The sequence below is a fragment of the Macrococcus psychrotolerans genome, from assembly GCF_038095555.1.
GTDB classification, from domain to species: domain Bacteria; phylum Bacillota; class Bacilli; order Staphylococcales; family Staphylococcaceae; genus Macrococcoides; species Macrococcoides psychrotolerans.
In genome coordinates this window covers 462,695-488,190 of record NZ_CP124591.1, presented here as the reverse complement: position 1 = coordinate 488,190, position 25,496 = coordinate 462,695, and the positions used below count along the sequence as shown (strand labels likewise).

The 25,496-nt window shown below is 36.7% G+C and carries 26 protein-coding genes; 8 read left to right on the top strand and 18 right to left on the bottom strand.

The genetic code is table 11. The features are described 5' to 3' along the window. Positions 1-12: 12 nt before the first annotated feature. The 3 genes from pfkB to QA539_RS02540 form a co-directional block, all read right to left on the bottom strand. Positions 13-924 carry a 1-phosphofructokinase gene (pfkB, locus tag QA539_RS02550; protein ID WP_419895391.1) on the bottom strand — a complete coding sequence of 304 codons (912 nt, stop codon included), beginning with the start codon at positions 922-924 and terminating at the stop codon, positions 13-15. Between the two features lie 10 nt (positions 925-934). Beyond that, positions 935-1,672, bottom strand: coding sequence for a DeoR/GlpR family DNA-binding transcription regulator (locus tag QA539_RS02545; protein ID WP_219493995.1), 738 nt, complete (start codon positions 1,670-1,672; stop codon positions 935-937). 125 nt (positions 1,673-1,797) lie between these two features. Next, complete coding sequence (locus QA539_RS02540) at positions 1,798-2,709, bottom strand: CobW family GTP-binding protein (RefSeq protein ID WP_219493993.1); 912 nt, start codon at positions 2,707-2,709, stop codon at positions 1,798-1,800. A 235-nt stretch (positions 2,710-2,944) separates the two neighbouring features. On the opposite strand from QA539_RS02540, the gene QA539_RS02535 reads away from it, so the two are divergent. Beyond that, complete coding sequence (locus tag QA539_RS02535; RefSeq protein ID WP_120786660.1) at positions 2,945-3,379, top strand: MarR family winged helix-turn-helix transcriptional regulator; 435 nt, start codon at positions 2,945-2,947, stop codon at positions 3,377-3,379. A 51-nt stretch (positions 3,380-3,430) separates the two neighbouring features. Here QA539_RS02535 and QA539_RS02530 read toward each other — a convergent pair whose 3' ends face one another. The 3 genes from QA539_RS02530 to QA539_RS02520 form a co-directional block, all read right to left on the bottom strand. After that, positions 3,431-4,267: a DegV family protein gene (locus QA539_RS02530; RefSeq protein WP_419895390.1), complete on the bottom strand. Its 837-nt coding sequence runs from the start codon at positions 4,265-4,267 to the stop codon at positions 3,431-3,433. Between the two features lie 115 nt (positions 4,268-4,382). Next, the gene (locus tag QA539_RS02525; RefSeq protein ID WP_419895389.1) at positions 4,383-5,999 is read right to left on the bottom strand and encodes an amino acid ABC transporter ATP-binding/permease protein; all 1,617 of its coding nucleotides are present in this window, start codon (positions 5,997-5,999) and stop codon (positions 4,383-4,385) included. Further along, positions 5,980-7,578, bottom strand: coding sequence for an ABC transporter ATP-binding protein/permease (locus QA539_RS02520; RefSeq protein WP_283721839.1), 1,599 nt, complete (start codon positions 7,576-7,578; stop codon positions 5,980-5,982). Before QA539_RS02520 ends, QA539_RS02525 begins: the two co-directional genes overlap by 20 nt. 159 nt (positions 7,579-7,737) lie before the next feature. On the opposite strand from QA539_RS02520, the gene QA539_RS02515 reads away from it, so the two are divergent. The 4 genes from QA539_RS02515 to QA539_RS02500 all read left to right on the top strand — a co-directional run bounded on the left by QA539_RS02515 (position 7,738) and on the right by QA539_RS02500 (position 10,516). Next, on the top strand, positions 7,738-8,583 hold the full coding sequence (locus tag QA539_RS02515) for an undecaprenyl-diphosphate phosphatase (protein WP_012656354.1): 846 nt from the start codon (positions 7,738-7,740) through the stop codon (positions 8,581-8,583). Positions 8,584-8,706: 123 nt separating this feature from the next. Next, complete coding sequence (locus QA539_RS02510; protein WP_120786665.1) at positions 8,707-9,123, top strand: MarR family winged helix-turn-helix transcriptional regulator; 417 nt, start codon at positions 8,707-8,709, stop codon at positions 9,121-9,123. A 129-nt stretch (positions 9,124-9,252) separates the two neighbouring features. Beyond that, positions 9,253-10,068 carry a hypothetical protein gene (locus QA539_RS02505; protein WP_419895388.1) on the top strand — a complete coding sequence of 272 codons (816 nt, stop codon included), beginning with the start codon at positions 9,253-9,255 and terminating at the stop codon, positions 10,066-10,068. Further along, complete coding sequence (locus tag QA539_RS02500; protein WP_419895387.1) at positions 10,055-10,516, top strand: DUF188 domain-containing protein; 462 nt, start codon at positions 10,055-10,057, stop codon at positions 10,514-10,516. The genes QA539_RS02505 and QA539_RS02500 overlap by 14 nt, the downstream gene beginning before the upstream one ends. Here QA539_RS02500 and QA539_RS02495 read toward each other — a convergent pair. From QA539_RS02495 to QA539_RS02465, 7 genes are read right to left on the bottom strand one after another with little or no spacing between them, the layout of a single operon-like run. Beyond that, positions 10,513-10,989 carry a GNAT family N-acetyltransferase gene (locus QA539_RS02495; RefSeq protein ID WP_120786668.1) on the bottom strand — a complete coding sequence of 159 codons (477 nt, stop codon included), beginning with the start codon at positions 10,987-10,989 and terminating at the stop codon, positions 10,513-10,515. The two genes, QA539_RS02500 and QA539_RS02495, sit on opposite strands and share 4 nt — an antisense overlap. Before the next feature lie 47 nt (positions 10,990-11,036). Continuing rightward, positions 11,037-11,504: a DUF523 domain-containing protein gene (locus tag QA539_RS02490; protein WP_219493984.1), complete on the bottom strand. Its 468-nt coding sequence runs from the start codon at positions 11,502-11,504 to the stop codon at positions 11,037-11,039. Beyond that, positions 11,488-12,015, bottom strand: a complete 528-nt coding sequence (locus tag QA539_RS02485; protein ID WP_419895386.1) for a GNAT family N-acetyltransferase — start codon at positions 12,013-12,015, stop codon at positions 11,488-11,490. The genes QA539_RS02490 and QA539_RS02485 overlap by 17 nt, the downstream gene beginning before the upstream one ends. Positions 12,016-12,025: 10 nt before the next feature. Next, entirely contained in the window at positions 12,026-13,711 is a 1,686-nt protein-coding gene (locus QA539_RS02480) for an immune inhibitor A domain-containing protein (protein WP_419895385.1), read from the bottom strand. A 14-nt stretch (positions 13,712-13,725) separates the two neighbouring features. After that, positions 13,726-15,186, bottom strand: coding sequence for a DNA-binding protein (locus tag QA539_RS02475; protein WP_419895384.1), 1,461 nt, complete (start codon positions 15,184-15,186; stop codon positions 13,726-13,728). A gap of 41 nt (positions 15,187-15,227) precedes the next feature. Continuing rightward, positions 15,228-15,524 (bottom strand): hypothetical protein, encoded by a 297-nt coding sequence (locus tag QA539_RS02470; RefSeq protein WP_219493961.1) that lies wholly within the window; start codon positions 15,522-15,524, stop codon positions 15,228-15,230. Positions 15,525-15,579: 55 nt separating this feature from the next. Further along, positions 15,580-16,455, bottom strand: coding sequence for a hypothetical protein (locus QA539_RS02465; protein WP_419895383.1), 876 nt, complete (start codon positions 16,453-16,455; stop codon positions 15,580-15,582). A gap of 109 nt (positions 16,456-16,564) precedes the next feature. Between QA539_RS02465 and QA539_RS02460 the strand changes: the two genes are divergently transcribed. Continuing rightward, positions 16,565-17,074 carry a cupin domain-containing protein gene (locus tag QA539_RS02460; RefSeq protein WP_419895382.1) on the top strand — a complete coding sequence of 170 codons (510 nt, stop codon included), beginning with the start codon at positions 16,565-16,567 and terminating at the stop codon, positions 17,072-17,074. 100 nt (positions 17,075-17,174) lie between these two features. Here QA539_RS02460 and QA539_RS02455 read toward each other — a convergent pair whose 3' ends face one another. Further along, entirely contained in the window at positions 17,175-17,615 is a 441-nt protein-coding gene (locus tag QA539_RS02455) for a GNAT family N-acetyltransferase (protein WP_419895381.1), read from the bottom strand. Positions 17,616-17,863: 248 nt separating this feature from the next. On the opposite strand from QA539_RS02455, the gene pflB reads away from it, so the two are divergent. Together pflB and pflA are read left to right on the top strand one after the other, a co-directional pair. Further along, on the top strand, positions 17,864-20,113 hold the full coding sequence (gene pflB, locus QA539_RS02450; RefSeq protein ID WP_219493956.1) for a formate C-acetyltransferase: 2,250 nt from the start codon (positions 17,864-17,866) through the stop codon (positions 20,111-20,113). 35 nt (positions 20,114-20,148) lie between these two features. After that, entirely contained in the window at positions 20,149-20,904 is a 756-nt protein-coding gene (gene pflA, locus QA539_RS02445; RefSeq protein ID WP_419895380.1) for a pyruvate formate-lyase-activating protein, read from the top strand. An 86-nt stretch (positions 20,905-20,990) separates the two neighbouring features. Here the strand turns inward: pflA and QA539_RS02440 are convergent, their stop codons facing one another. The 4 genes from QA539_RS02440 to QA539_RS02425 all read right to left on the bottom strand — a co-directional run bounded on the left by QA539_RS02440 (position 20,991) and on the right by QA539_RS02425 (position 25,456). Continuing rightward, positions 20,991-23,027 carry a cation:proton antiporter gene (locus QA539_RS02440; RefSeq protein ID WP_219493954.1) on the bottom strand — a complete coding sequence of 679 codons (2,037 nt, stop codon included), beginning with the start codon at positions 23,025-23,027 and terminating at the stop codon, positions 20,991-20,993. Positions 23,028-23,144: 117 nt separating this feature from the next. Beyond that, positions 23,145-23,618 carry a DinB family protein gene (locus QA539_RS02435; RefSeq protein ID WP_219493953.1) on the bottom strand — a complete coding sequence of 158 codons (474 nt, stop codon included), beginning with the start codon at positions 23,616-23,618 and terminating at the stop codon, positions 23,145-23,147. Between the two features lie 156 nt (positions 23,619-23,774). Continuing rightward, complete coding sequence (locus QA539_RS02430; RefSeq protein WP_219493951.1) at positions 23,775-24,257, bottom strand: DUF456 domain-containing protein; 483 nt, start codon at positions 24,255-24,257, stop codon at positions 23,775-23,777. After that, a complete protein-coding gene (locus tag QA539_RS02425; protein ID WP_423245838.1) occupies positions 24,254-25,456 on the bottom strand; it encodes a sugar efflux transporter in 1,203 nt (400 codons plus the stop codon). Before QA539_RS02425 ends, QA539_RS02430 begins: the two co-directional genes overlap by 4 nt. Positions 25,457-25,496 lie beyond the last annotated feature (40 nt).

The following is a 25,496-nucleotide window of genomic DNA, read 5'->3' as shown; positions in this document are numbered from 1 at the left end:
CCCTCCTAATTATTAAAGCTCTTCAATTTGTATTTGGTTTATTATCTCTTGAATTTCTTCATTCGTTGCTAAGTCTTCTGTAAATGCTGTCGCTGTACCACAAGCAATCGCTTGTCTAAATGCAGACGTTAATGATAAGCCGTTCGTTAATCCGGCAACCATACCTGCTACTGTCGAATCTCCTGAGCCGACAGTATTTACAACTTGTCCTTTCGGTACCGTTGCCTTCAAGCATCGCTCTTCAGTGACTAACATCGCACCATCTCCACCCATAGAAACAAATACCATCTGCGCACCTTTATGCAATAACCGTTTCGCTGCTTCATAAATTGCATCATCTGTTGTCAACGTTGTATTAAACATTTCTTCTAATTCCACAATATTTGGCTTAATAAACACTGGTTTATAAGGTAACACTGAGTTTAATAAAGCTTTTTCTGCATCAACAACAAATTTAATCTGTTGTTCATGGCAAAGCTCTGCAATCTGTGCATAAATATCAGCTGGCATCGAAGAAGGAATACTACCTGCAATTACGACAGTGTCTTCAGATGTTAACGCCTTAAGCTTGTTCATTAGCTGTTGAATATTTTCTTCATTAATATCAGGACCTGGTGCGTTAATTTCTGTTTCACTTGCGCCTTTCAATTTCACATTGATCCTTGTATCACTCTCTACTTGAACACAATCCACCTGGATATCGCTCGCCTTCAACTTATCCTCGATAAATTGCCCGGGAAATCCCCCTAGAAAACCGAGTACGGTGGACTCTGTGTTCAGCGACTTAAGTACTCTTGAAACATTGATACCTTTACCACCTGCAAACTTATAAGTCGTATGTGCACGGTTTAATGCGCCTGCTTCAAATCCATCCGTAAACATCACATAATCGATAGATGGATTCAATGTTATTGTATAAATCATATACTACCTCCTATATTAAATATTTACCATATTTGTGCTGAAGGTCATTCTCACGATTCGTAATTAACATCGTTCTGCCTTCTTGTAAGTCTGACACTTTCGCAAATGTCACTTCATCAAACTTGCTGTCATCAACTAAAAAGTAAATCTGTTCAGCTTTTTCAATCGCTTTTCGCTTAATATAGGCTTCTTCGATATCGGGCGTCGTTATACCTTGTGTCAAATGCACACCGTTTGCACCCATGAATACTTTATCAAAGCGAAATTGCCTTAAACTTTCTATCGCCTGTACGCCAATACTTGCATGCGTATCTGGTTTAATATAACCGCCAATCATATAAACTTCATAACCTTTCTCAACAAGTGGCGGCACATGTGTCAGGCCGTTCGTTACAATGGTAATATGTGCTTGATCCAGATAAGGAATCATCATCAATGTGCTGCTGCCTGCATCCAGGTAGATACAGTCATTATTCCGCACTTGTGCTGCAGCAATTTTTGCGATTTCCTCTTTTTCCTTCGTTTTCTTCGTAGACTTCACAGACAGCGCGACATCTCGATGTTTTTCGGTCACCTTTTTTGCGCCTCCATGAATGCGAATCAGCTGACCTTCACTTTCTAATGTAGAGAGATCTCTTCTTATTGTAGACTCACTGCAATGCGTCTCATCAATAAGCATTTGAAGCGTAACAATCTCATGTATCTCTAAAAGTCTTAATATCGTATTGTGTCTTTCAATCGTCAGCATAGAAGACCTCCTTTGTGAACACTTTCATAATATGATTGTTTTCATTCATTGTCAATCAAACTCATTCAATTTCAATCATAAAAATGCAAAAAAAAATAAGAAATGTGATAAAATATTCACATTTCTTAACTAAATTGCAGTTGATCTAATTGATCCATAATTTTGTGCTTATCCAGTCCTTCACCAATAACGACCAGTTTAAGTGGTAGGTTCATTGCCTCTTCTTCATATTGAGGAATTCCATAGGCATACTGAAACAGTACAGTCTGTTCTTTGTTCTCTCTAAACTTAATAAATCCTTTTACACGCAAAACACTGTCCGGTAACTGCATCAACCAACTTACGAACGCACGTGAATCAACCGGTCCATCAAACGTATACACAACAGATGATATTCCATGGTGCATATGCACATGCGCATGCTGTTCATTCCCTTTTTGCTCTAAAAGGTTGAATTCAATCTTGCTATATGATGTTTCTGTCATTGTGGCACGTGCGTTGATGTTTAATAGCTGATGTGTTACCTCTATACGTTCATCATCCTCTATCATATCCACCTTATTTACAATCACAATATCAGCATATTTTACCTGTTCTTCCATCAGTCTTCTTGTAGATTCCGTATATTTATTTCTTTCCAGAAAACGCTTAGCATCTACTATCGTAGTAATATTATATACATCGGCAATCGGTGTAAGCACTGGATCTGTGCATGCATCATAAATCTCTACAGGATGTGCTACACCAGTCGCCTCGATAATGACATAGTCCGGATGATGTCGATGATAGAGATCGCTTATCTGCACAGCGACATCATGCTTCAAATCACAGCAGATACAGCCATTCAATAATTCGTTATATGGCGTTTCTTCTCCAATGATTTTAGAGTCAACATTAAAACCACCAAGTTCGTTCATTAATATTGCGATATTGGAATCGTTGTTTTCTTTATTATGTTTTAATATATTGAGTAATAAACTTGTCTTACCACTCCCTAAAAACCCACTAAGAATAATGATTTTCATCTTCTGAGACATAAATTTAACCTTCCTTTTTTAGAGTATTATATATTTTTTCCATTAAACAATAAACATAAGTAAGGTGCTTTAACACCCATACTTAAAGATTGTAAATAGCATTGAATATCGTTCTTTTTTGTATTAAATTACAAAAGAATGCGTTAGGTGATTCATTTATTATAGAGTATACTAAATATAGAGATATGCAAAAAGCAAACGCATTTATTTTTGCGCATAAAGTAGGAGGAAATAAATGTCAGAAAACTTCAGATTAGATAAACAGCTGTGCTTCAATCTATATAATGCACACCGCCAAGTAAATAGATATTATTCGAATAAAGTTTTCAAGAAATATAATATCACTTATCCCCAGTATCTTGTACTCTCAATTTTATGGGATGAGTCTCCAGTAAATGTTAAGAAGCTCGTTACCGAATTGTCATTAGATACCGGGACAATTTCACCCCTCCTAAAACGTATGGAAGCTAACAACTTAATTGTTCGTACACGTTCAGAACTAGACCAAAGAGAAGTGTTCATCTCTTTAACAGATAAAAGTATTGCAATGAAGGATGATTTATATCAAGTGACTGAAATCATCAATGAAGTCTCTCAATTCACGGAGGAAGAGAGAAAATGCTATAGTACACTCTTGAACAAACTTATTAATAATCTGTCAAACGATTAATCTATCATTTGAACATAATAAAGAGGATTGGTGTACACCAATCCTCTTTATCTATGCATTGATCCAGCCTATTCCTACCGTGCCATAACCTAGATGAACACCAGCAACTGGGACAAGTAATTCATTGGTAATATGAATATCTGGGTATTTTTCTTTTAACCATCCGATATAAATATCTGCTTCGCTTCTATCACCTGCGTAAACCACACAGATTTCTTTCGGTTGTGCAGTTTTAAGTGCCTCATCAACACACTTTTTCATCAACGCGATGACTTTCTTCTTGGTTCTCACCTTTTCTATAGGGTAGATTTTACCTTCTTCAAACTGAAGAATCAGCTGAATATTTAATAATCCTGCCATAAAGCTCTGTGTCTTAGAGACACGTCCGCTTTTTTTCATCTGGCTTAAGTTTTTCGGTTGTAAGAATAGGACTGTATCCTCTGTATAAGACGTTAACTTATCAACGACCTCTTCAAAAGAATACCCTTCTTCAAATAAAGATATCCCTTTATTAATCATTGCTTTCATCGGATAACTACCGATTCTTGAATCAATAACTGCACTGATTAGTGAAGATTCTTGACTTGCTTTCACCGAATTCTGGAACGATCCCGTGAGTTCGCTTGAAGGATGTATCGCAATAACATGCGTATAACCGAGCTTTTCAATATGTTCATAAATTTCATGCAGTGCCTGAAAATTAGGTTGCGTTGTTTTCGCTCCATCTCCATATTCCTGCAGTAAAGAGTAGAATTCCTCCACTGATAATTCTGCTTGATCCTGGTAATGCTTATCATTTAATATCACACCCATTGGCACGACGAATATATCTTGATGAGCACCAATCTTATATCCTGATGCAGTATCTGTAATCCATGCGACTTTCAATAATTTATCCTCCTGATTATTATTTATTATTATTTTATCATAATATTTGATATAAATAATAATTTATTAATCATAATATCAAAAGAATTACATTTTAATTATATTAATATAATTATTACACCTCTGAAAGTGCATTAAACAATGTCGTTTTATTTTTGTACAATTGTTGAAATGTTCCTCTTTCTACAATCTTACCTGCATCCATCACTAAGATTTCATCCATCGTTTTCAATAATTCAGTATCATGACTTATGAGTATCAGTGTAATTTGATTTCGTTTTAAGTATGCCATCATAATTTCAATGTTTTCGTTATCTACGCCATTAAATGGTTCATCCATTAACCATAACGGTTTATTTCTTAATATCATCCTTATAAAATGTAGTCGTTTCTTTTCGCCTCCAGATAGATTACTTCCGAAAGCTTCTACGGTACTTTGGGCTTTAAAGGGCAAGTTAAAATGAAGAAGCAGTTCTTCTAATTCCTTATCTGCAACAGATAAAAACATATTTTCAGAGATTGTTCCTTCGATAAAATGCGTATCCTGTGTCGCGACATTCCACATTGACAGCAGATCGACAGGTAATTGTATAGAATTTCCATTTAACATATAATTTCCTTCTATCTGATTTAAGCCCAGTATCGTATGCGCCAAAGTCGTTTTCCCAGAACCGCTACGACCAGCAATCCCTATCTTTTGACCTTTTGTCATCTTCAGATTGATTGTATCTAGAATCAATTTTTTTTTCTTAACAGATACGTCACACAATTCTAACGCTTCAAACGGGAGGTTGATTTTTTCTACATCATTATATGTTAGTTCAGAAATCTCTTCTTCTGCGCGATTCGATTCCGCTTTGTGGTAGGGATAATGCACCATCGGTATGCTCATTTCAAATAATGTAATGGTTACCATCACAAGACTTAAGTACATCATCACATTTAGTGAAGGATCAACAATCATGACAGTAATCGTTGAGAATATTGCTGCCATAGATATCGCATTTAACAGAAAATCATACAGAGTAATAACTTTATTTTCTTTCGCTATGCTCGATTCCATACGATCTTGCAGTTTATTTAACTGCTGCTCAAAACGGTGGTTTTCATCAAAGATTTGAATTGTCTCATAATGCAGCTGATAATCCATGAGCTTATTTTCATATTGTGCAGTCGATTCATATTTATTATGGACAACCACTTCCAGCTGTCTTGCGAATATATTAGGAAGTACAATAATCATTATCATCATGGCAATTGCAATCACAATTACGGCATACATACTATACTGAATATATACAAGTATTACAGTTAATGTTGTTAATAGTGCGATAATCGGTGGATAGATCACTCTCAACAATTTATTCTGAAGTTTTTCAATATTATTGACAGTACGGTTCAGCACATCAGACAATTTGTAATCTGACTGTATATGCTCAAAATTTTCAAGTAGTATACCTACAGTCCTAACCCTGATATCTTTAAGCATCTCAAACGTTGCGTCATGAGAGATAAGACGCTCAAAATATTTGCATATTGCGCGTACGACACCGAACAATTTAATTGTTGCGACAAGGACAATTAAAGTATATAGCGGCACATTCAATACGCTCTTCGATAACATGAGACCACTTAAACTAAACATTCCGATTGATGTAAGTGCTCCTAATAAACCGATAACAATTGATAAAATAATCGATTTACTGACCCACTCATTCATCCATCTCATCATTATTCAACCTCATTTCTTCATTTGAAACACGTGTAATACGACCATTCTGGACGTATACCAGTCGCTTACTTTGCTTCACCGTTTCTTCATGATGGGCAATCATCATGATATAACTATGCGCTTTTAATTCTTCAATTGCCCCGAGTATGATATCTCGACTTTCTTTATCCAGCATTGCCGTTGGTTCATCAAGAATAATCAGCTTTTTCGGATATAAAAATACACGCATTAATGATAGTCTTCTCGTTTCTCCTCCAGAAAGCTGTTCACCTTCTGGTCCAATAACTGTGTCATAACCATCAGGCATCCTTGTAAATCGCTCATGAAGCCTAAATTTTTTCGCTAGTGCCACGACTTGTTCAAAGTTGTAATCATTGAACATCGTGATATTGTTGATCACACTATCAGAAAGAATTGCATCAAACTGAGATAAATAGACAACTTCATTCTGTAACTTATTACTTAACGACATCTGTCCTTCAAAAGGAACCCTATTACACAGTAATTTCGCGAATGTTGATTTGCCAGAACCACTCGCACCAGCGATCGTATAATGATCAAGCGGTAAATCAAGCTCTGGAATGTCAAGAGTAAACTCACTATTGTCATAATGCGTCTTAACGTTTGTAAAACGAATAATGTCTTCAGTGATATACTCCACTTGCGGCACGGATTCTGTCATTTGCTCACTCAATATTTCTCCATAACCCGCTGCTGTTTTACCTGTATGAAATGCTAGACCAAGATCCTTGAGCGCATTATAAAATTCCGGCGCAAGCATCAGCACTACGACTGACGTATAAAAACTTACACTATGAAACACTAGCAGTGACAGTCCAATTTCTAAAGCAATGATACCAATTGATAGCATCGAGATAAATTCCAGCATTAAGGTAGAAAGAAACGCTGTCTTCAAAATTTTCATCGTATGTTCTTTGTAACGTTCTGAATATTGTGCTGTTTGCTTCAGCGCTTTTTCTTCATAATCAAATGTTTTAATCGTCATTATACCTTTCATAACATTTAGAAAGTAGTTTGAGAACCTATTGAGACTCAGCATTTGACGTGTCGCTTCTTTTTCAGTATTAATACCTATAATAATATAGAATATAGGAATAAAAGGTGCTGTAATTAACATAATTAGTGCAGTCTGATAATGAAAGAAACATAAAAATACCAGAATTGAACATGGAATAAACGTAGAACGATACACTTGTGGCAAATAGTCACTAAAGAATGGATGAATCCCCTCTATACCTTGCTGTATGTTATTCATAACAGTGCCTGCATCATCTTTTTTCTTGCTTAAAAACGCTCTGAGTTGATGTTTCACCTTAATACTGAGCGTGTTTCCAGTTACCTTCAGTCCCATCTGTACACTACTTCTAGATATTAAAATGATAAAAATCGTAAACAGAACAAAAGTAAAATCTATCTTATGCTGATAAAGTACCGCATCAACCACCTTACCAATTTGTATACTTTGCAATACAATAATAACACTCAATAATATACTTAATATAAAAAATATAACGTGGGCCCATCTATAGTTAAAAGATAATTTTGTTAAAAATTTCACATTATCACTCCTATAAAGCATTATAACGGCATCTATTATAAATATAAACTTTTCCGCTTATATTTCATAGAAATGAAAAGTGTGGAAAAGTGTCGTTTATGCTATAATCTTTTAAGTGTTCATGGAAATATTAAATAATGACTAAAAGGTGGTTAACACATGACTTTTTTTGAGCTTGTTAAAGCATTAATATTAGGGATTGTAGAAGGACTTACAGAATTCGCGCCGGTTTCTTCAACAGGACATCAGATCTTAGTTGATGATATGTGGTTACAGACAAAGTACGTACTTAATAGCCAGGAATCGGCCAATACATTTAAAATTGTGATTCAGCTCGGCTCAATATTTGCTGCTGCCTGGATATTCAGACATCGATTTCTGGAAGTGCTCCATATAGAAAAAACTAAGACTGAGGGTCCACGTCTTAATTTACTTCATATATTTATCGGGTTAATACCTGCAGGAATTATGGGACTATTGTTCGATGACTTTATTGACAAACATCTCTTCAGTGTCCCTACTGTGCTTATCGGACTTGCTTTAGGTGCGCTGTTGATGATTGCAGCAGACCTATTCAATAAGAAGGTAACACATACAACGACTGTAGATGAAATGACCTATAAGCAAGCACTGATCATCGGGGTTGCACAATGTCTTGCATTATGGCCAGGTTTCTCAAGAAGTGGATCAACGATTTCAGCGGGTGTGCTGCTTAAGATGAACCATAAAGCTGCAAGTGATTTTACATTTATCATGGCAGTTCCTATCATGTTTGCAGCAAGTGCTAAAAGTTTAGCGAGCAATATACAATATATTCATAGCGACCAGATTTTATTTTATATTGTTGGTTTTATCGCTGCATTTATTTTCGGGGTATTATCTATTCGTCTGTTCCTAAGTTTAATCAATCGTGTAAAACTTATGCCATTTGCAATATACCGTCTCATTCTTGTCGCTGTTATTGCAGTACTTTATTTTGGATTCGGTATCGGCAAGGGAATCTAAACAGCAGTATTCACTGCTGTTTTTTTTATTGGTTGCTTCTTTCATCTTTATGAAATTTACTATCATTCTCTCACAATTGATGTTATAGTTTAGTCAAGAAGTTGAATAGAAGGAGTCAATATTATGAACAAAGATACTCTTGACTATCAACTATATCTTGTCCAAAGAGAAATCATCAAGAAGTATAATAGAGAATTGCTTAAATCCTATTCTTTAAGCTATCAGCATTACCTCGTATTAATGGTTCTGGATGAACATAACGTACTCCCAGTATTACAGCTCGGAGAACGGTTAGCATTTCAATCTGGTACAATTACGCCAATCGTTAAGAAGATGGAAGCGAATGGTCTTGTCGAAAGAAGAAGAATGTCTTCGGATGAACGTGTAGTTGAAGTAATATTAACAGAGAAAGCTAAGAAGTTGATTGAACCTCTTAAAGACATACCACTCAATATGTATATGAGCAGTGATCTCTCGGTCGAAGAATATCAACTACTTATAAAACTTTCAAAGAAACTTTCAGACAATATGACTTATTAAATCAATCAAATAGAGCATCTTAAATATTAACAAGAGAGTGGACATTAATTGTCCACTCTCTTGTTAATTTTATTAATTATAGGGTATCTATACTATAATACTATTAACTACATACAAAGGAGCTTGCATATGAATAAAAACAAAGTTAAAACAGCAGTAAACGTTGCTGCAGTCATTCTTGTCCCTCTGATCAATGAGCGTCATAAACTGAAAGAGCAGAGAGAAGTTCAACAACTGACAGGCTTATCGGTTAAAGCCTATGACGTTACAAAGGATAAAACAGTAACAGCCGCAAGAAAAGCAAAAGGCGCTACAACAACTATTAAAAGAGGTGCTGTAAAGACATCTTCATTTATTGCAGACAAATATAAAGATGAGAAAAAAGCCCTCCATTACAAAAAAAAGATGAAACCATTTGTACAGCAAGCGAAAGAAGAAAAGAAACAGAAGAAAGTTGAGCAAAAACAGATTAACACATTAGGTCAAACATTGTCACAGTCTATTGAATCAAGAAGACGTGATGAAGAAAAAAACGAGAAAGCACGAGAAAAACGATTGATCAAAGAAATGAAGCTTGCAGAAAAAGGAAATTTCCACGCAGCTCAAACGGTAACTTCTAAACAAGATAAGAAGGTTAAGAAAGAAATCGATCAATTAGGTAAGAAGCTCAACAAATCAATTGAAGAAAGACATAAAGCTGAGCTCCAGCTAAAAGAAGAAAACGAAAAACTAAGAATTAAAGCGTTAAAGAAATACAAAAACTATAAAGTGAAAACGCCAAAGCAAAACCGTTCTCTATTTGGTTTAAAGAAACATCAGTTAACAGAACCACATAAACCGAACAATTATCATAATGCACAAATGCCTAATGATGAAGACTTTAGTAATGCACAGCTTTTTGAACGACACAGAAAACAGATGGCCGAAAAAATTGGCAGACGCTAACTACAGAATCATCATCGATGCCGATAGCTCTCCTGTGATTGATGAAACAGTACACATTGCTGCAAAATATCACATTGAAGTGATTCTTGTAAAAGACTATGCACATCATTCATCAAAAATATATGGTCCAGATGTCAGGTCGATATATGTCGATACTGCCAGCGATAGTGCGGACTACAAAATATTATCTCTTGTCGACAAAGATGACATTGTCATAACTGGTGATTATGGATTAGCAAGTATTGTCATCAATAAAGCGCTTGTCATGCATCATACTGGATTTATATATACCAAATCCAACCTTGATGCATTGCTGATCACACGATTTATCAACCATGAATCCAGAAAGATGAACAAGCGAATAAAAGGTCCTGCCAAATTTACTACTTCTGACAGAACGAAATTCAAAACAACGCTTGAACAAATAATAACGTCCCCGAATTATTAATCAGGGACGTTATTTATTATCTTCTTTAATACTTTAAGACGGCTAAATCCTTGGCGTACCATCATCTTCTGATCGATGAAGCCGCATTTGATAAAAGCGTAGTATGCATCATTCTTTACATTAACCATTAAATAAATCGCCCACACATCTGCATAGTTCGATTTAATATAAGTCTCTATCAAAGGCAGGACTTCCTTTAGAATACCACTGCCCTGATATTTATAATCTATCGATAACCCACGCAGGTAAATTGCTGTACTAGGGGCATCTATCTTATTTAGAATATCACCTCTATCCAGAGCAAAGACACCGATGACATCATTATCCTTCTTAATAATAAAAGCAGCATAATCTGCTCTTTGAACGGATAATATGTAACGTGGATGTCCTGAGAAGAACATCTGTTTTGCTGGCAGCATGTATTGTTCTAAAGATATCGATGCACTATCCTTCACTTGTTCAATCGTTATCATTCGTTTCACCCCATTCAATAATAAATATCATAACATATTCTACTCAACTAAAGTGTGTCATCTAGATTATTAACAAATTCAACTTCACTTATGACATGAATACCATGTCTTCGTAGTAAAGCTGCAGTTACACCGTCCCCACTTTTCAGCTTTCCGTTAAATGAACCATCGTAGATTTGATCGCTACCACAACTTGGACTGTCTGCTTTTAATACAGCAGTAGATACATTGTAATCTATACAATACTGTAATGTCTGCTTGGCCCCTGCGATAAATTCAGCAGTGACATCAGTCCCATGAATCGTTATCACACGCGCCTTTCCATCCAGACAATCATCGCCATCTCCCCCTACAATTTCAGCAGGTGCACGGGGAACAGTCAATCCACCCAGCATTTCCGGACAAGCATGTATCGCCTCTTTCATATCTATTAATCTAGCAATAATTTCATTTGTTTTACTCCGGCCATCATAGCGCACTGGATGTCCTACAAGACAGCTACTGATTAAGATCATTCACTACACTCCTATATAATATTTGTTCATCTGGATAGTGCGGATGAACAAATGCTGTAACATCCTTCATTCCTAACTTCTTCATTACATTGATACTCTTTATATTATTTACAGATGTATACGCATATAAATCTTCTATCTTTAGCATACGCATGTAATCTATCAGACCTTCTGCACCTTCTGTCGCATATCCATTACCAGTGAACTGCGGTAATATCCTCCAGCCAATTTCATAAAATGGACTATGTGGGATTGAAGCGTCATATTCAGCAAACAGCGTCCCAATAAAACCGATAAATGTGCCATCTTTTAAAGTCACTGCAAACAAACCATGTTTGTCACGCTCTATTTCTTTGTACATGATATCAAAGATACGCTCACTTCTTTCCTTACTCAGTATATCCGGGAAGTATCTTCTCACTTCAAAATTCCGATTCAGTTCAATGTAATGCGCAAGATCTGAGTTATGCCAATTTCTAAAAATGAGACGTTCCGTTTCAAAGTATGTCATCGATTACCCCTCATTTATATATACTGATCTTTCCGACAGTACCTTCTTTATTTTGGTCTTCAACTTTAATTTTAATACCAAGTTGAGGTAATACACGGCTACTATCTGGGGCCTGCATATTTAACATCGCTTTTTTCGAATAATTCCTGTCATCAAAAAGTAGTACTGGTGCTGTAGATTTCTTCTTGAAGAAATAGTTTTTATTCGAATTGTATTGCCCAAAAGATCTTGTATTGAATGGCGCATCAAAAATTTGTATATCTGTCATCGGCATATACCCACCAGAAGTACGAATATTTCCAGGGCTCGCATCGACTACGCCAATCAAACTTTCACCAAAATGTTTAGATAAATTACTATTATCTTTATAATATTCATTCACATACCACACAAGCATTCCTTTACCATATTTATTTATGCCAAAAGAATCTTTAATTCTCGATAAACCGATATCTAAACCTGTATGATTCCTCCACTCAATTAAATAATAGCGCTTATAGCTCTTTAGCTTACCCTTTACTTTCTTTTGTAACGGGGGCAAGTTTACTTTAATGACGTTATTGTTCTGTCCTTTATAAGCAGATTGATCCAGCAAATAATACTTTTTCTTCGCATTAATCTGCTTATAATCTACTTCATTGATACGAATCCAGTTACCACCGTAGATTCTCTGAATAAGCATCTTAGCATAAGGGCTCATACTGACAGGGTTCAATCCAGGAATCTTTCCGGCATCTTTACCATAACTCATAAGCGACCAATAACGAACTGGTTCACCTGCATGACTCACCGAGCTACTCGCTGTGTCATATTCATCAGGTAGTCCAAGCATATGTCCAAACTCATGTGCTACTGTCCCTACTGTACTGTCTTCAGATATCATGCCATATTCTGCAATTGCTAGTCGTTTCTTTAGAAACTTTGAATTCTTGCTATAGGTTCCCGGAATCGTTGACGGCTTATTATCTTTAGTGAATGGCACTTCGGAAACATGTTCCCAGATCGTATTCTGTCCAAATTTCCCACCACCTTCACTTTCACCGATACCACTATATACGACAACAAACTTATCGATGATACCATCGGGTTCGTTTACTTTTTTGTCTTTATCAAGATCATAATAATCAAATCTGTCATAGCGTTTCATATCAATCTTTTTGTCTTTAGCAACTTTTTCCGCTGCTTCCATAACCAGCTCAGAAGCCCGTGCATCATTGTTAGCACCGTAATATTGAATCGGATGTTTCGCACGATACCATCCCGCTACTTGTCCTGTTAATGAGAGACTGCCACTTGATGCACTATTATAATAGGATTTAAGTGAATGATATTTGTATCCTCCTGGACCTGTGACATTCTTACCAAAGAACAGGTCATTATAGTATTTCTTATCATATGATTTTATATAGTTTTCGGTATCCTTCTGCGTAAGCTTTCCGTGTGGCGCATTACTAAAATCCATTAATACAACCAGTACATTTTCATTAATGACCTGTCCTTTATAAGGTCTGGATTTAAAAGGTGGTATTGCTTTCGTCTGAACTGTCTTCTTCTGGGTAATTATCGGTTTTGTCTTTACTTTTTCAGCGTTCTGCAACTGTACATTATTATTTGGCTGTTTCTCAGTTGCCTGAACATTACAAGTAAATGTTAATGAACATATTCCAATACTCACAATCAACTTTATAAGCTTCACTGTCCGACCTCTTTTCAGCTATTTATGTCTATACGCTTACTATGTATCATCTGTCCTTTCACATACACTTTAATCGTAACTGAATGCGCTGCTTCTCTTGCAATCTTACCATTAAAATAGCAATGAAAGCGATTTTCTTTTGCGCTCATATTATATGTATCAGATTTCCCTGGTGGACGACCGTTAAATAATCCTACCTGTCTTCCATCACTATCTATGAGTTCGATTGCAACATCTTTCATCTGCTTTTGACTATATATATCGATCTTGATATAGTCTCCCGAATAAACGGATGATGGCGCCTGTATTTCAAGTGGCTCAGATTTCTTTGTAACGGACTTATTCTCTACTCGTTTATTTGAATCTGCACCGAAACTCCCCTGTTCAAAAGTAGTAGGGTCATACCACTTGTAACCGTGGCCAGGTTGTCCCCAAGGTTCTTGTTTTGGTTCCTTAGATTGCTGTGGAACTTCCATTCTTAATAGGGGTGTCTTCTGATCTGGCGTCACTTTACCTTCTAATGTAGTATAAGCTTCAGGTTTCATCATCCAGGTAACCAAATTTTTGAGCAGTACTTTATGACTCGCTTCTTCAATACCATCGTACGTTCTCTTCGTATTACCGTTGTCTTCACGTACATACTTTGGTGTTTCATCTTCTACTATCGAAGAATCACCGATAAAGACAGCCTTTCCTTTTTTATACTTACTGATCGCTACGAAGGCGCCTTCATCTTTACCCCCTTTTGTGTATATCCCTTGGTCAACCGCGTGCGGCCAGCGATCATTTTGTGATAGTTTGCCTGGGTAGATAATTCCTTTTGCGATTTTAGGGTTCGTAATTGCTATTGTACTGCCTGCGTGCATGTTGATACTTTGCACATTATCCAGAAGACCGAAAGCATCGTATGCTGAATCTGCATCAATCCTGACATTATTGAGGGCATTATATCTAAAACGTACACCAAATGTATCTGAAAGAAAATCTGAACCTTTCACATTCTGCATACGCTCTGATTGCTTTTCATCGTGTGATAATCCTTTTGTAATATCATCAAATGCGCCTCTTCGATACCCATTGAATATTTCTGAAGAGTCAAATCGATTTAAATTTCGATCAGCATTATAATGGTCAGCAATCATCATAATACTCCCCCCTTCACCGACAAAACGTTGAATAGCCTCCTGTTCTTCAACTTTAAAGGGAATATTAGGTTCAGGTATAATGACTGCTTTGTACTGTTTTAATTTTTCATATGTTAATGTCGTGTCATAATCAGTGCTCACTGTTTTATAATCCATATCACGAATTACATCATTGAAACTAGAGAAAGCACCGTCAATCACCCAATCTGCTTCACCTGCAGTCTGTCCATGTGCAGCATCAAATAGGACATCAGCTTGTCCATCATAAAACTGTGCTGGCTGCGTGCATCCCGTGAGAAACAATATGGATAAAAGTATCAACTTCTTCATAACCTTCTCCTTTATAAAAAGCCTTAACAGATGCTAAGGCTTTATGATCTCGTTTTATATGATATTAATCTAATCTTAACTTTATCCTTCTTAAGATGTTGTCTGCCATCCTTTCGGGTTGTAACAGTTACATCAACTTCATCTTCAGACTCGTTAAACTGATAATTGATTATATACGTTTCAAAATCTTGCTCAAAGTTTGGCTTTTGTGCAACAACACGTTCAATATCTCCAAAAGTATCAAGTGCTGTATAGCCTGTAATATGCTCTAACTCACTTGCAATTTCAGTCAATGTCATCGTTTCGCCTTCCATTAATACGAACTTTTCTTCATGCATGATATCACCTCTAATATATTTAATTTATTATTCCCTTAATTATAAAAGAAAAACATCAGGAAATCGTATAAGGTTCTGATACAATTTCTGATTGTGCTTCACTATTCGGCTTTGTCGATGTACCACCTAATAAATAGAGTTTTCCTCCATCTTGTGTTAAAGCTTGATATGTCTTTTCATCTAGTGCAATCGATTTATAGCTCACTGTAGACTCCTTTGGCCCATATTCATTGTACGCCCGTTCTTCAGACTTCACGAAATCTTCTTGTAATTCCTGAGGAATAAATGATGTCGCATCAGAATAAATGACAGTCTTTCCAACTACAAGCTTGCTCGTATTATTATAGTAGACAGGAGCCTGATTATTATTTTTCGTATGGACTTCATAAAGAAGTGTATAACCGGAAGATGCGCCTTTAAAAATAACCTTTTGATTTTCTATGTTTGTAATCTTAAAAATCTGTAGACGCTTAACATTGCTCTCAACACCGTTATCATGTATCGATAGATTAACATTATCAATCGACTTCACAAGTGTCGATTTGCCGTGCGTTGTTGTCTCTATAGTGTTCGGCATCGTTTTAGCAGCTAACATTTCCTTAACTTTTTGCTGCTGCTTTAATCGTTCTTCTTTCTTTAGCTTAGCTCTCGTCTTACGCTTTTCCTGTTCTAGCTTTTTAGCCGCTTCCTCTTTTGCAATCTGTTCTTTAATTTCGGCTTCATTTTTTTCTTCTATCTCTTTTAATTTATCTTCATTTGCTTTTATTTTTTCATCTAGTTTATCATTTTTTTCTTTAATCGCATGATATTCTTTCGTTAGCTCCGCTTTTTTTGCGTCAAGCTTTTCTACAGACTGCTTTAAGTCTGTCTCTTTATTACCACATGCACTCAGCACTAGAGTAAGTGCCAGTACACTTGTTACATATTTCAATACAATCCCACCTTCACAATATATCTATATTCTATCATAATAACAATAAAATATATTGTATTAACACCCTTTACAAGGGGTATACTACATATAAAAGGAGGTATAGCCTATGAAATATAAAATATTACACACACCCACATCCCCTTCTACACCCAACCATATGATTCTGCCGGTAATTATATATAATACAGAGGAAAGTCATTTCGAAACACGCTTTAAAAATAATGCATGGCATAATATATGGACCAATGGTGTATTTGATTATCATCACTTCCATCCCAACCAGCATGAAGTCCTTGGGGTAAAAAGTGGTCGTGGCACACTATTAATCGGTGGGGAGAACGGCCAAAATATTGAAGTTACACAAGGTGATGTTCTATTATTACCAGCAGGTTACGGTCATAAAAAATTAGAACAAAGTGACGATTTTACTATTGTAGGTGCATATCCAGATACAACAGCAGCACAAACATTGACATCTTATGAGAATATAAATGAAGTAAACAAGATCATCAATACTGTACCATTACCTGACACCGACCCTGTAGGTGGAAGTACAGGCCCGATGTTTAAAGAATGGCATAATATTTATCAGTGCAGTACAGTCAGAGGTGGCTAACGTAGAAAAACGGCGTTTCGAGACTCAACAAAGTCTGAAACGCCATTTTTAAATAATTCCTTGATTAAAACCAATCTTTCTTTCATCGATGTATAATGTGCTAATCATATGGCATTTCAATATGTTTATACATCAATTTATCATCTGCCCTATAGCTAAGCTGGTGGTTAAGTCTTCTCATAGCGTGATTATCCGGATGAACGTGTCCATAGATATAGTGGACATCTGCGGATAATGATAATCTCTCTACATATTGCTTAAGCCTATGTGCATATCCTTTGCCGCGTTCATCTGGATGGACATATAAGGACTTAACATGTGTCTTCTCTCCAATATGAAACCAGATAAAGGCTGATAATCGTGCTTTTTCGACTATAATGATACGATCATGATTATATTTCATCAGCAATCGTATAGATTCAGTCCTGAGTTTCACTTCAAGTTCAGTCGTTACATAGTGGCTATCATAGGATTTCGGTATCTGCTCATGTATCCATGCAATTTGCTCGATCAGCGGGTCCTCGCTTGTTATTTCTTTCATTGTAATCACCTCAATTATTGTACATGTATTTATTTTTTAAAACTACTTTTTAGAATCATAAGAATAAAAGTTTCAATCTGTTATATATAATAGTCTCTTTTTTACCCTCTGTATCATTACAGTTAAAGTACTGGTATGAAGGGTTTTTGCATTTTTTAAATTTTTTTATGCTTTTGTGATACTTTTCACGTAATCCTTGTTATACTAAGTTTGTGAATTGGTGAACAAAAAATTCTGGAGGGATTTATATGTTTAAAGAAGAGACAAAAAGAACAAATGCTTGGGAAGGGTTCAAATCAGGTAAATGGAACAAACGCGTTGATGTGCGTGAATTTATTCAACTGAACTACACACTTTTTGAAGGTAAAGATGAATTCTTGGCTGGTCCTACTGAAGCTACGAAAAAACTTTGGGAACAAGTGATGCAGTTATCAAAAGAAGAACGCGAACGTGGTGGTATGTGGGATATGGACACTAAAGTTGTATCTAGCATTACTTCTCATGATGCTGGATATTTAGACAAAGACCTGGAAACAATCGTTGGTGTTCAAACTGAAAAACCTTTCAAACGTTCAATGCAGCCGTTCGGTGGGATTCGTATGACGAAAGCAGCTTGTGAGTCGTATGGTTATGAGTTAGATGCCGAAACTGAACGTATCTTCACAGATTACCGTAAGACACATAACCAAGGTGTGTTCGATGCTTACTCTAAAGAAATGTTAGCTTGCCGTAAAGCCGGCGTTATCACTGGTCTTCCAGATGCTTACGGTCGCGGCCGTATTATCGGTGACTATCGTCGCGTCGCTTTATACGGTGTGGATTTCTTAATGAAAGAAAAGCATAAAGATTTCCATAACTTATCTAGTGTGATGAGCGAAGATATTATTCGTTTACGTGAAGAAGTATCTGAACAGTACCGTGCATTAAACGAATTGAAACAGTTGGGTGAAATATACGGATTTGATTTAAGCCGTCCAGCTGAGACCTTCAAAGAAGCTGTTCAATGGACTTACCTTGCATACCTTGCTGCAATTAAAGAACAAAATGGTGCAGCAATGAGTTTAGGTCGTGTATCTACATTCTTAGATATTTACGCTGAGCGTGATCTTAAAGCGGGTACCATCACTGAGATGGAAGTTCAGGAAATTATCGACCACTTCATTATGAAGTTGCGTTTAGTTAAATTTGCACGTACACCAGACTACAATGAATTATTCTCTGGAGATCCAACTTGGGTAACAGAGTCTATCGGTGGGGTTGGTATTGATGGCCGTCCACTTGTAACGAAAAGTTCATTCCGTTTCTTACATTCATTAGATAACTTAGGTCCAGCACCAGAGCCAAACTTAACTGTACTTTGGTCTACGCGTTTACCTGAAAACTTTAAGAAATACTGTGCTAAGATGAGTATTAAAACAAGCTCAATCCAATACGAAAACGATGATTTAATGCGTGAGAGCTACGGTGACGATTATGGTATCGCCTGCTGTGTATCAGCGATGAAGATTGGTAAACAAATGCAGTTCTTCGGCGCTCGTGCGAACTTAGCAAAAACATTGTTATACGCTATTAACGGTGGGATTGATGAAAAGTCTGGCGCTCAAGTAGGTCCAAACTTTGCACCGATTACTGATGAAGTCTTAGATTATGACACTGTATACAAACAATTCGATCAAATGATGGAATGGTTAGCTGGCGTATATATTAACTCATTGAATGTTATTCACTATATGCATGATAAATACAGCTACGAAAGAATTGAAATGGCGTTACATGATACTGAGGTCATTCGTACGATGGCTACAGGTATCGCTGGTCTTTCAGTTGCAGCTGACTCATTATCAGCTATTAAATACGCGAAAGTAAAAACAATCAGAGATGAAAACGGACTTGTTGTCGACTTCGAAACTGAAGGTGAATTCCCTCAATACGGTAACAACGATCCACGTGTTGATGATATTGCAGTTGAACTTGTAGAATCATTTATGGCAAAACTTCGCAAACATAAAACATATCGTGATTCAGAGCATACAATGAGTGTGTTAACAATCACTTCAAACGTCGTATACGGTAAGAAAACAGGTAACACACCTGACGGACGTAAAGCAGGAGAACCTTTCGCGCCTGGTGCGAACCCAATGCATGGTCGTGACACTAAAGGTGCACTTGCATCATTATCATCAGTAGCAAAATTACCATATGACTGCTGTAAAGATGGTATCTCTAATACGTTCTCTATCGTACCGAAATCTTTAGGTAAAGAAGACGATGCACAGCAATCTAACCTAGTTGCAGTATTAGATGGATATGCGATGCAGCATGGTCACCATTTAAACATTAACGTGTTCAACAGAGAAACTTTACTCGATGCAATGGAGCATCCAGAAGAGTATCCACAGCTTACAATCCGTGTATCAGGATATGCAGTAAACTTTATTAAATTAACTCGTGAACAACAACTGGATGTTATTTCTAGAACATTCCACGAAAAAATGTAATGATATAAGTATTAACAAGAAGGACGGGGATTTAAATGATTAAAGGACATATACATTCAATCGAGAGTTTAGGGACGGTTGACGGACCTGGTTTACGCTACATCTTATTTACACAAGGGTGTCTGCTTCGTTGCCAGTTCTGTCACAATCCTGATACTTGGGAAATTGGAACACCTTCACGCGAAGTGACAGCTGAAGAAATGGTTGAAGAAATTGTGCCTTACCTCCCCTACTTCAACGCATCAGGCGGTGGCGTAACGATCAGTGGCGGAGAGCCACTGCTCCAGTTACCGTTTATAGAACAACTGTTCAAAAGATTAAAGGCAGAAGGTATCCATACTTGTATCGATACATCAGCAGGATGTTTTAATGAAACGCCAGCATTTATGAATCACTTTGATCCTGTACAAGAAAATACAGATTTATTCTTACTCGATATTAAACATATCGATAATGAGAAACACTTAAGTTTAACCGGAAAACCCAATACCCATATACTAAAATTTGCCCGTATGTTATCAGATAGAAAACAGCCCGTATGGATTAGACACGTGTTAGTGCCAGGTGTTACTGACGATAAAGATGATCTCATCAAGCTGGGTCAGTTCATCAATAGTCTAGAAAATGTTGAAAAGTTCGAAATCCTCCCGTACCACCAGCTTGGTGTTCATAAATGGGAAGCACTTGGTATTAAATATCCGTTAGAAGACGTTGAAGCACCAACGGATGATGCTGTAAATCTCGCATATGAATATGTTGATTTCCAAGGTAAAACTCCCCTAAATGCTTGATACTATTATTAGAAAGAATAAGAAGGAAGCCTGAAAGAGTATCATTTCAGGCTTCCTTCTTATTCGTTAATGGTATCAATGTCTGTCTAGTCTTCCGTATCCAACAGCATCATTTCATCATAGTTCAATGCTTGTCTCAACTCAACTGCTACTTCACGACTGATCTTAGCTTTTTTCACGAGCCTTGCTACCATATCTTTTTCGACTGCTAATACATCAAGCGCAAATAACGTTTCATCATCATCAATCGTTTCATTCGTGGCATTTCTCTTAATCTGATTTACCCGATTCAAATAGTTATCTGACACAAGCGCAACTTCTATCCGATTCTCTCTACTTATTTCTTCGGACAATCGTTGCACAACGTTATAGTGTACACGTGATGCAATTTTTTGAATTTCTAACAGACTATTTTTTAGCGAGAGCGAACTTGACTGATTCAATCTATTTTCAAATGCTTTACGCTTACCATGCATGCGAATTAAAAACACCATTCTTCTGAAGAAGCTTGTCGAGGCGAATATCTTTGTTCTTTCGATATATTGAACGTAGTTGTTAAATGCACTCTGTGTAATCTCATCATTTTCTACCAGTTCATCAAGCGTTTTCATTTCTGTTTCAAGTGCAATCGCATGCAGTCTATCAAACTCTTTCGGATTATACTCTCTGTCACTTACCTCACTATAAAATCCAACCTGCATCGTATACTGACGTATGAGATTTCCGGCAATCATACTGTTTTCAGGTGTAGTTTGTTTATGAATATATTTCATTCCAAATTCTTTGATCAATATATATGCTTCTCTGAAATCAAGGTGGGAATCTACGCTATTATCTTCTGCTTTTGGTGTTAATAGTGGTAAGAAAATTTGTGCAACAACTAAACTAATGACCACCACACCTGCTGTGATAAATAGTAAGTTATCGCGATAGTTGAAATACTCTCCGTTCATGATTTCTACTGGTATCGTCAATGCTATGGCCATAGAGATTGTGCCATGCACACCACACACAGTAGCAATTAACGCATACTTAAAACGATTGGGTCTCTTATCAAATTTATCAATATCTTCATGCTTTAGCACTTTTTCAAAACGACTTTCTGGAATATAAAACTTATTATAGAGTACAAATACCCATATAAACCTAAAAATATAAACAAGTAATGCGATTACAAGCGTGTATATCATTGTTGAAAAAATACTTTTTTCATCATGTTCAGTCAGCGAAAGTGTAACTTGAGGGATTAAATACCCTAGCAATGTAAAGACAAAGCCATTCAGAACAGTAGAGAGTAATCCCCATGTATTGTTATACCCAAGTTGCAAACGTGTCGTCGCTTGAGATAACCTATCTCGTTCAATTCCATGGATGATTCCGCCAACTACAGCTGCAATAATACCTGAAACGTGAATACTTTCAGCAGCCATGTAAATGACAAAAGGCGTAAGGAGCTGTATTAATATATAAATATATTCATTTTCAAACCCTTTTCTAACCAGAAGGATTCTAATCTGTACAAAGATTAATCCTATAAACAGACCCACAACTAACCCACCTAATGAAGAGATAAAGAACTGTGTGATCGAACCTGTGACACTAAATACACCTGTCGTTAAAGCGACAATCGCGATATTAAAACTTAATATCCCCGCTGCATCATTCAGTAAAGATTCTCCTTCAAGAATCGTCATCAGTCCACGCGGGAGTTTCTTATCTTGTGCAATCGCCTGAACTGCCACCGCATCAGTCGGACAAATAATTGCAGCGAGTGCAAAGCATGCAGCCATCGGTAGAAATGGAATCATACTATGTGTAATGTATCCCAGACCAATTACAGTTGTGAAGACAAGGCCTAGCGCCATCAATATAATCGGTTTTAAATATTTGATCATATATAGCCTGGATACAGTGTAACCTTCAAGAAATAGTAATGGTGCGATAATACCAATTAGAAAGAGTTCCGGTTCAAAATCTACATTTAGAGGGATAGGTGTTAAAAAAATGAGCATCCCTATAGCTATCTGGATAAAAGCGAGCGGAACTTTAGGGATGTAAAAATGAATCACGGTAGAAATGATAACTGCAAGTACCAAACTGAGTATTACGATAAAATTCTCCAAAACTGACCACTCCAATATTTATATTTGATGCTATTAACGATTCAAAGTTGTAAATTTAATTCAAAAAAATAAGCAGACTGTAAAAAATAGATACAGTCCACTTGAATAAACTATTTATTATTCACTGTCTCGTGATGGCCCATAAATGCCAGGGACTTTAAGACCCGCTTGTCTCATCAATACTGTCATCTGTCCTCTATGATGAGCCAAATGTGTAATATTTGAATAAAGTAAAGCACCTTTAGCGAGATTATGTCCAAAGAAATCAACATCATCATTCAAATTCTCGTCTGTTAGGCTAGCTTCATAGGCTGCTAACGTATTGTTAACTATCTTCTCTGCCTCCTCTAAAATCTCCGCTTTCGTTTCTGGCATAGAAGAGCTATAGTTCGCACCTTCTACTGAAATACCTGCGCGTTCTGCAAACCCACCGAGACTTTGAACGATATGCCAGGTAAGCTCTCCTAAAGTTCTATCTAGTTCAGTTACCGCTTGTGTTAAAGATTCATCTGTTAATTCTCTTATACAGGCGAGAGTCGTTTCACCTTCCTGACGATACTGCGTAATAAAATCATTTTTGCTGCGAAACATATATGTTCCTCCTAGGTTTATTATTATTAGTTATTATATCCCACCAATTGATGCTTATGAAACATTTTGATTATAGAAAATTGGCTCATGTGTATTATTTATGCGCTAACTTGCCACATCACTATCTATTAACAAGACTATTGTTTCCACCAAAGTCTATATCAACACATCCAGTACGAACCAGATGACCATAATAATCAATATTAAAAACTTGGCGACGGTACTTGTCAAAAATCCAAAGAGCGATCCGATGCTCGCATTAAAAGCTCTTGTTATATCTCTTTGGATAAAAAGTTCAACAAATAATACCATTATAAACGGCACGATGATAATGCCGAGCGGTGGAAAAAGGAAGCTACCGATAATGATACCGATTGCTGCTGTAAATTCTCCTGCTCTTGATCCACCGTACCTTTTGACGAAGTAACTGCCAGCTATATAGTCGCTGATTAACGTAACAAAAGTCAGCATCGCCATCGCAATCCAGAAGAACCATGTCAATTCTTCGTTATTGATACCAAAATGATAGATAAAAAATCCTACCCACATCAACAGCACACCTGGCAGCATTGGTACGACCAGCCCAACGAATGCTGCGATAAAACTAATAATGACGACCATCCATAATACTATCATCATGCTAAATCCTCCATCTTTATGGGTTTCGTGAATATTAATAAAATAAATGCAATTAATACGAATGACGAAGATACATAAAATACATTTCCAAGTCCTACAACGTCACTCATGACTCCACCAAGTAGGTTGCCGAGTAATTGTCCTGCAATCATCGCATTAGAAAATAATGTCGATGCATATCCTGGAAAGTCCGGCAATATATCCTGAAAGTAACTGATTCCTAAACCTAGCAGTATGGCTAAGAAGAACGCTAACCCAATTTGACCGATGAGCATCGCTGTCACACTGTCAAATAAACCGATTGAAAGATAGTAGCCTCCACCAAATACTGCACCAATCATCAATAATGTACGCGTTTGAAATCTGCTTGCTAGTATACCTAGAATAATCATAAACGGAACTTCAAGTCCTGCACATAAACTTGCTAAATAACCAACATTCGCTTCATCTGCATTTAAGAATTCTGTTACGAATAAAGGCATGTTCAGCGTATACATCCATTGTCCAATATGTAAGAATACAAAAGCAAGGAACGGGATAAGCAAGTACGTATCTTTCAAAAGGTTCGGTGCAACTGGCTCAATGTGACCTTTAGCATGCGCTGGTTTTTCTACTTTAATCTCTTTATAAAAGAATAAGAACGACAGTAATACGATAATATAAAGCAGAATTGTACCACCAAATATTCCAGCAAATCCAAACTTCTTAAGCAAGACCGTCCCAACGAGCGGTCCGAACAAGAAGCCGAAGCTAAACATAGAACGAAGGAGTGTATTCGCAAATACAGCATTTTTACTTGAAGCTGACACATTGATGCTTTCTCGCGCTGATGCATAGAGCTGTGGCATAGCAGGCGCACCCATACCTCCAAAAAACACGTATATCATGATGAAAACGACAGGATTATCGATATAGAAATACGTACTGAATGCGATTGCAGCCATCATTACTGAAAACATGATCATATACTTACGATTAAAGTTTGCCCGATCAGAAAACCTTGCAACAATTGTGTTGACCATAAATCCAGCCAAGGCAAACAACGCCATCATAACGCCATATAATCCTCGTGTCATTCCGAGTTCTTGAGTTGCATACAGGACAAAAAACGGCACTGTAATCGCTAAAGCCATACCAAGCAGAATCATGTTGATAAGAAATAATTTATAGTTTTTAATTGTGAGAAGATCTCGAAACATTGAACACACTCTTTTCGTTAGATTCATTTTGTTTTATTAT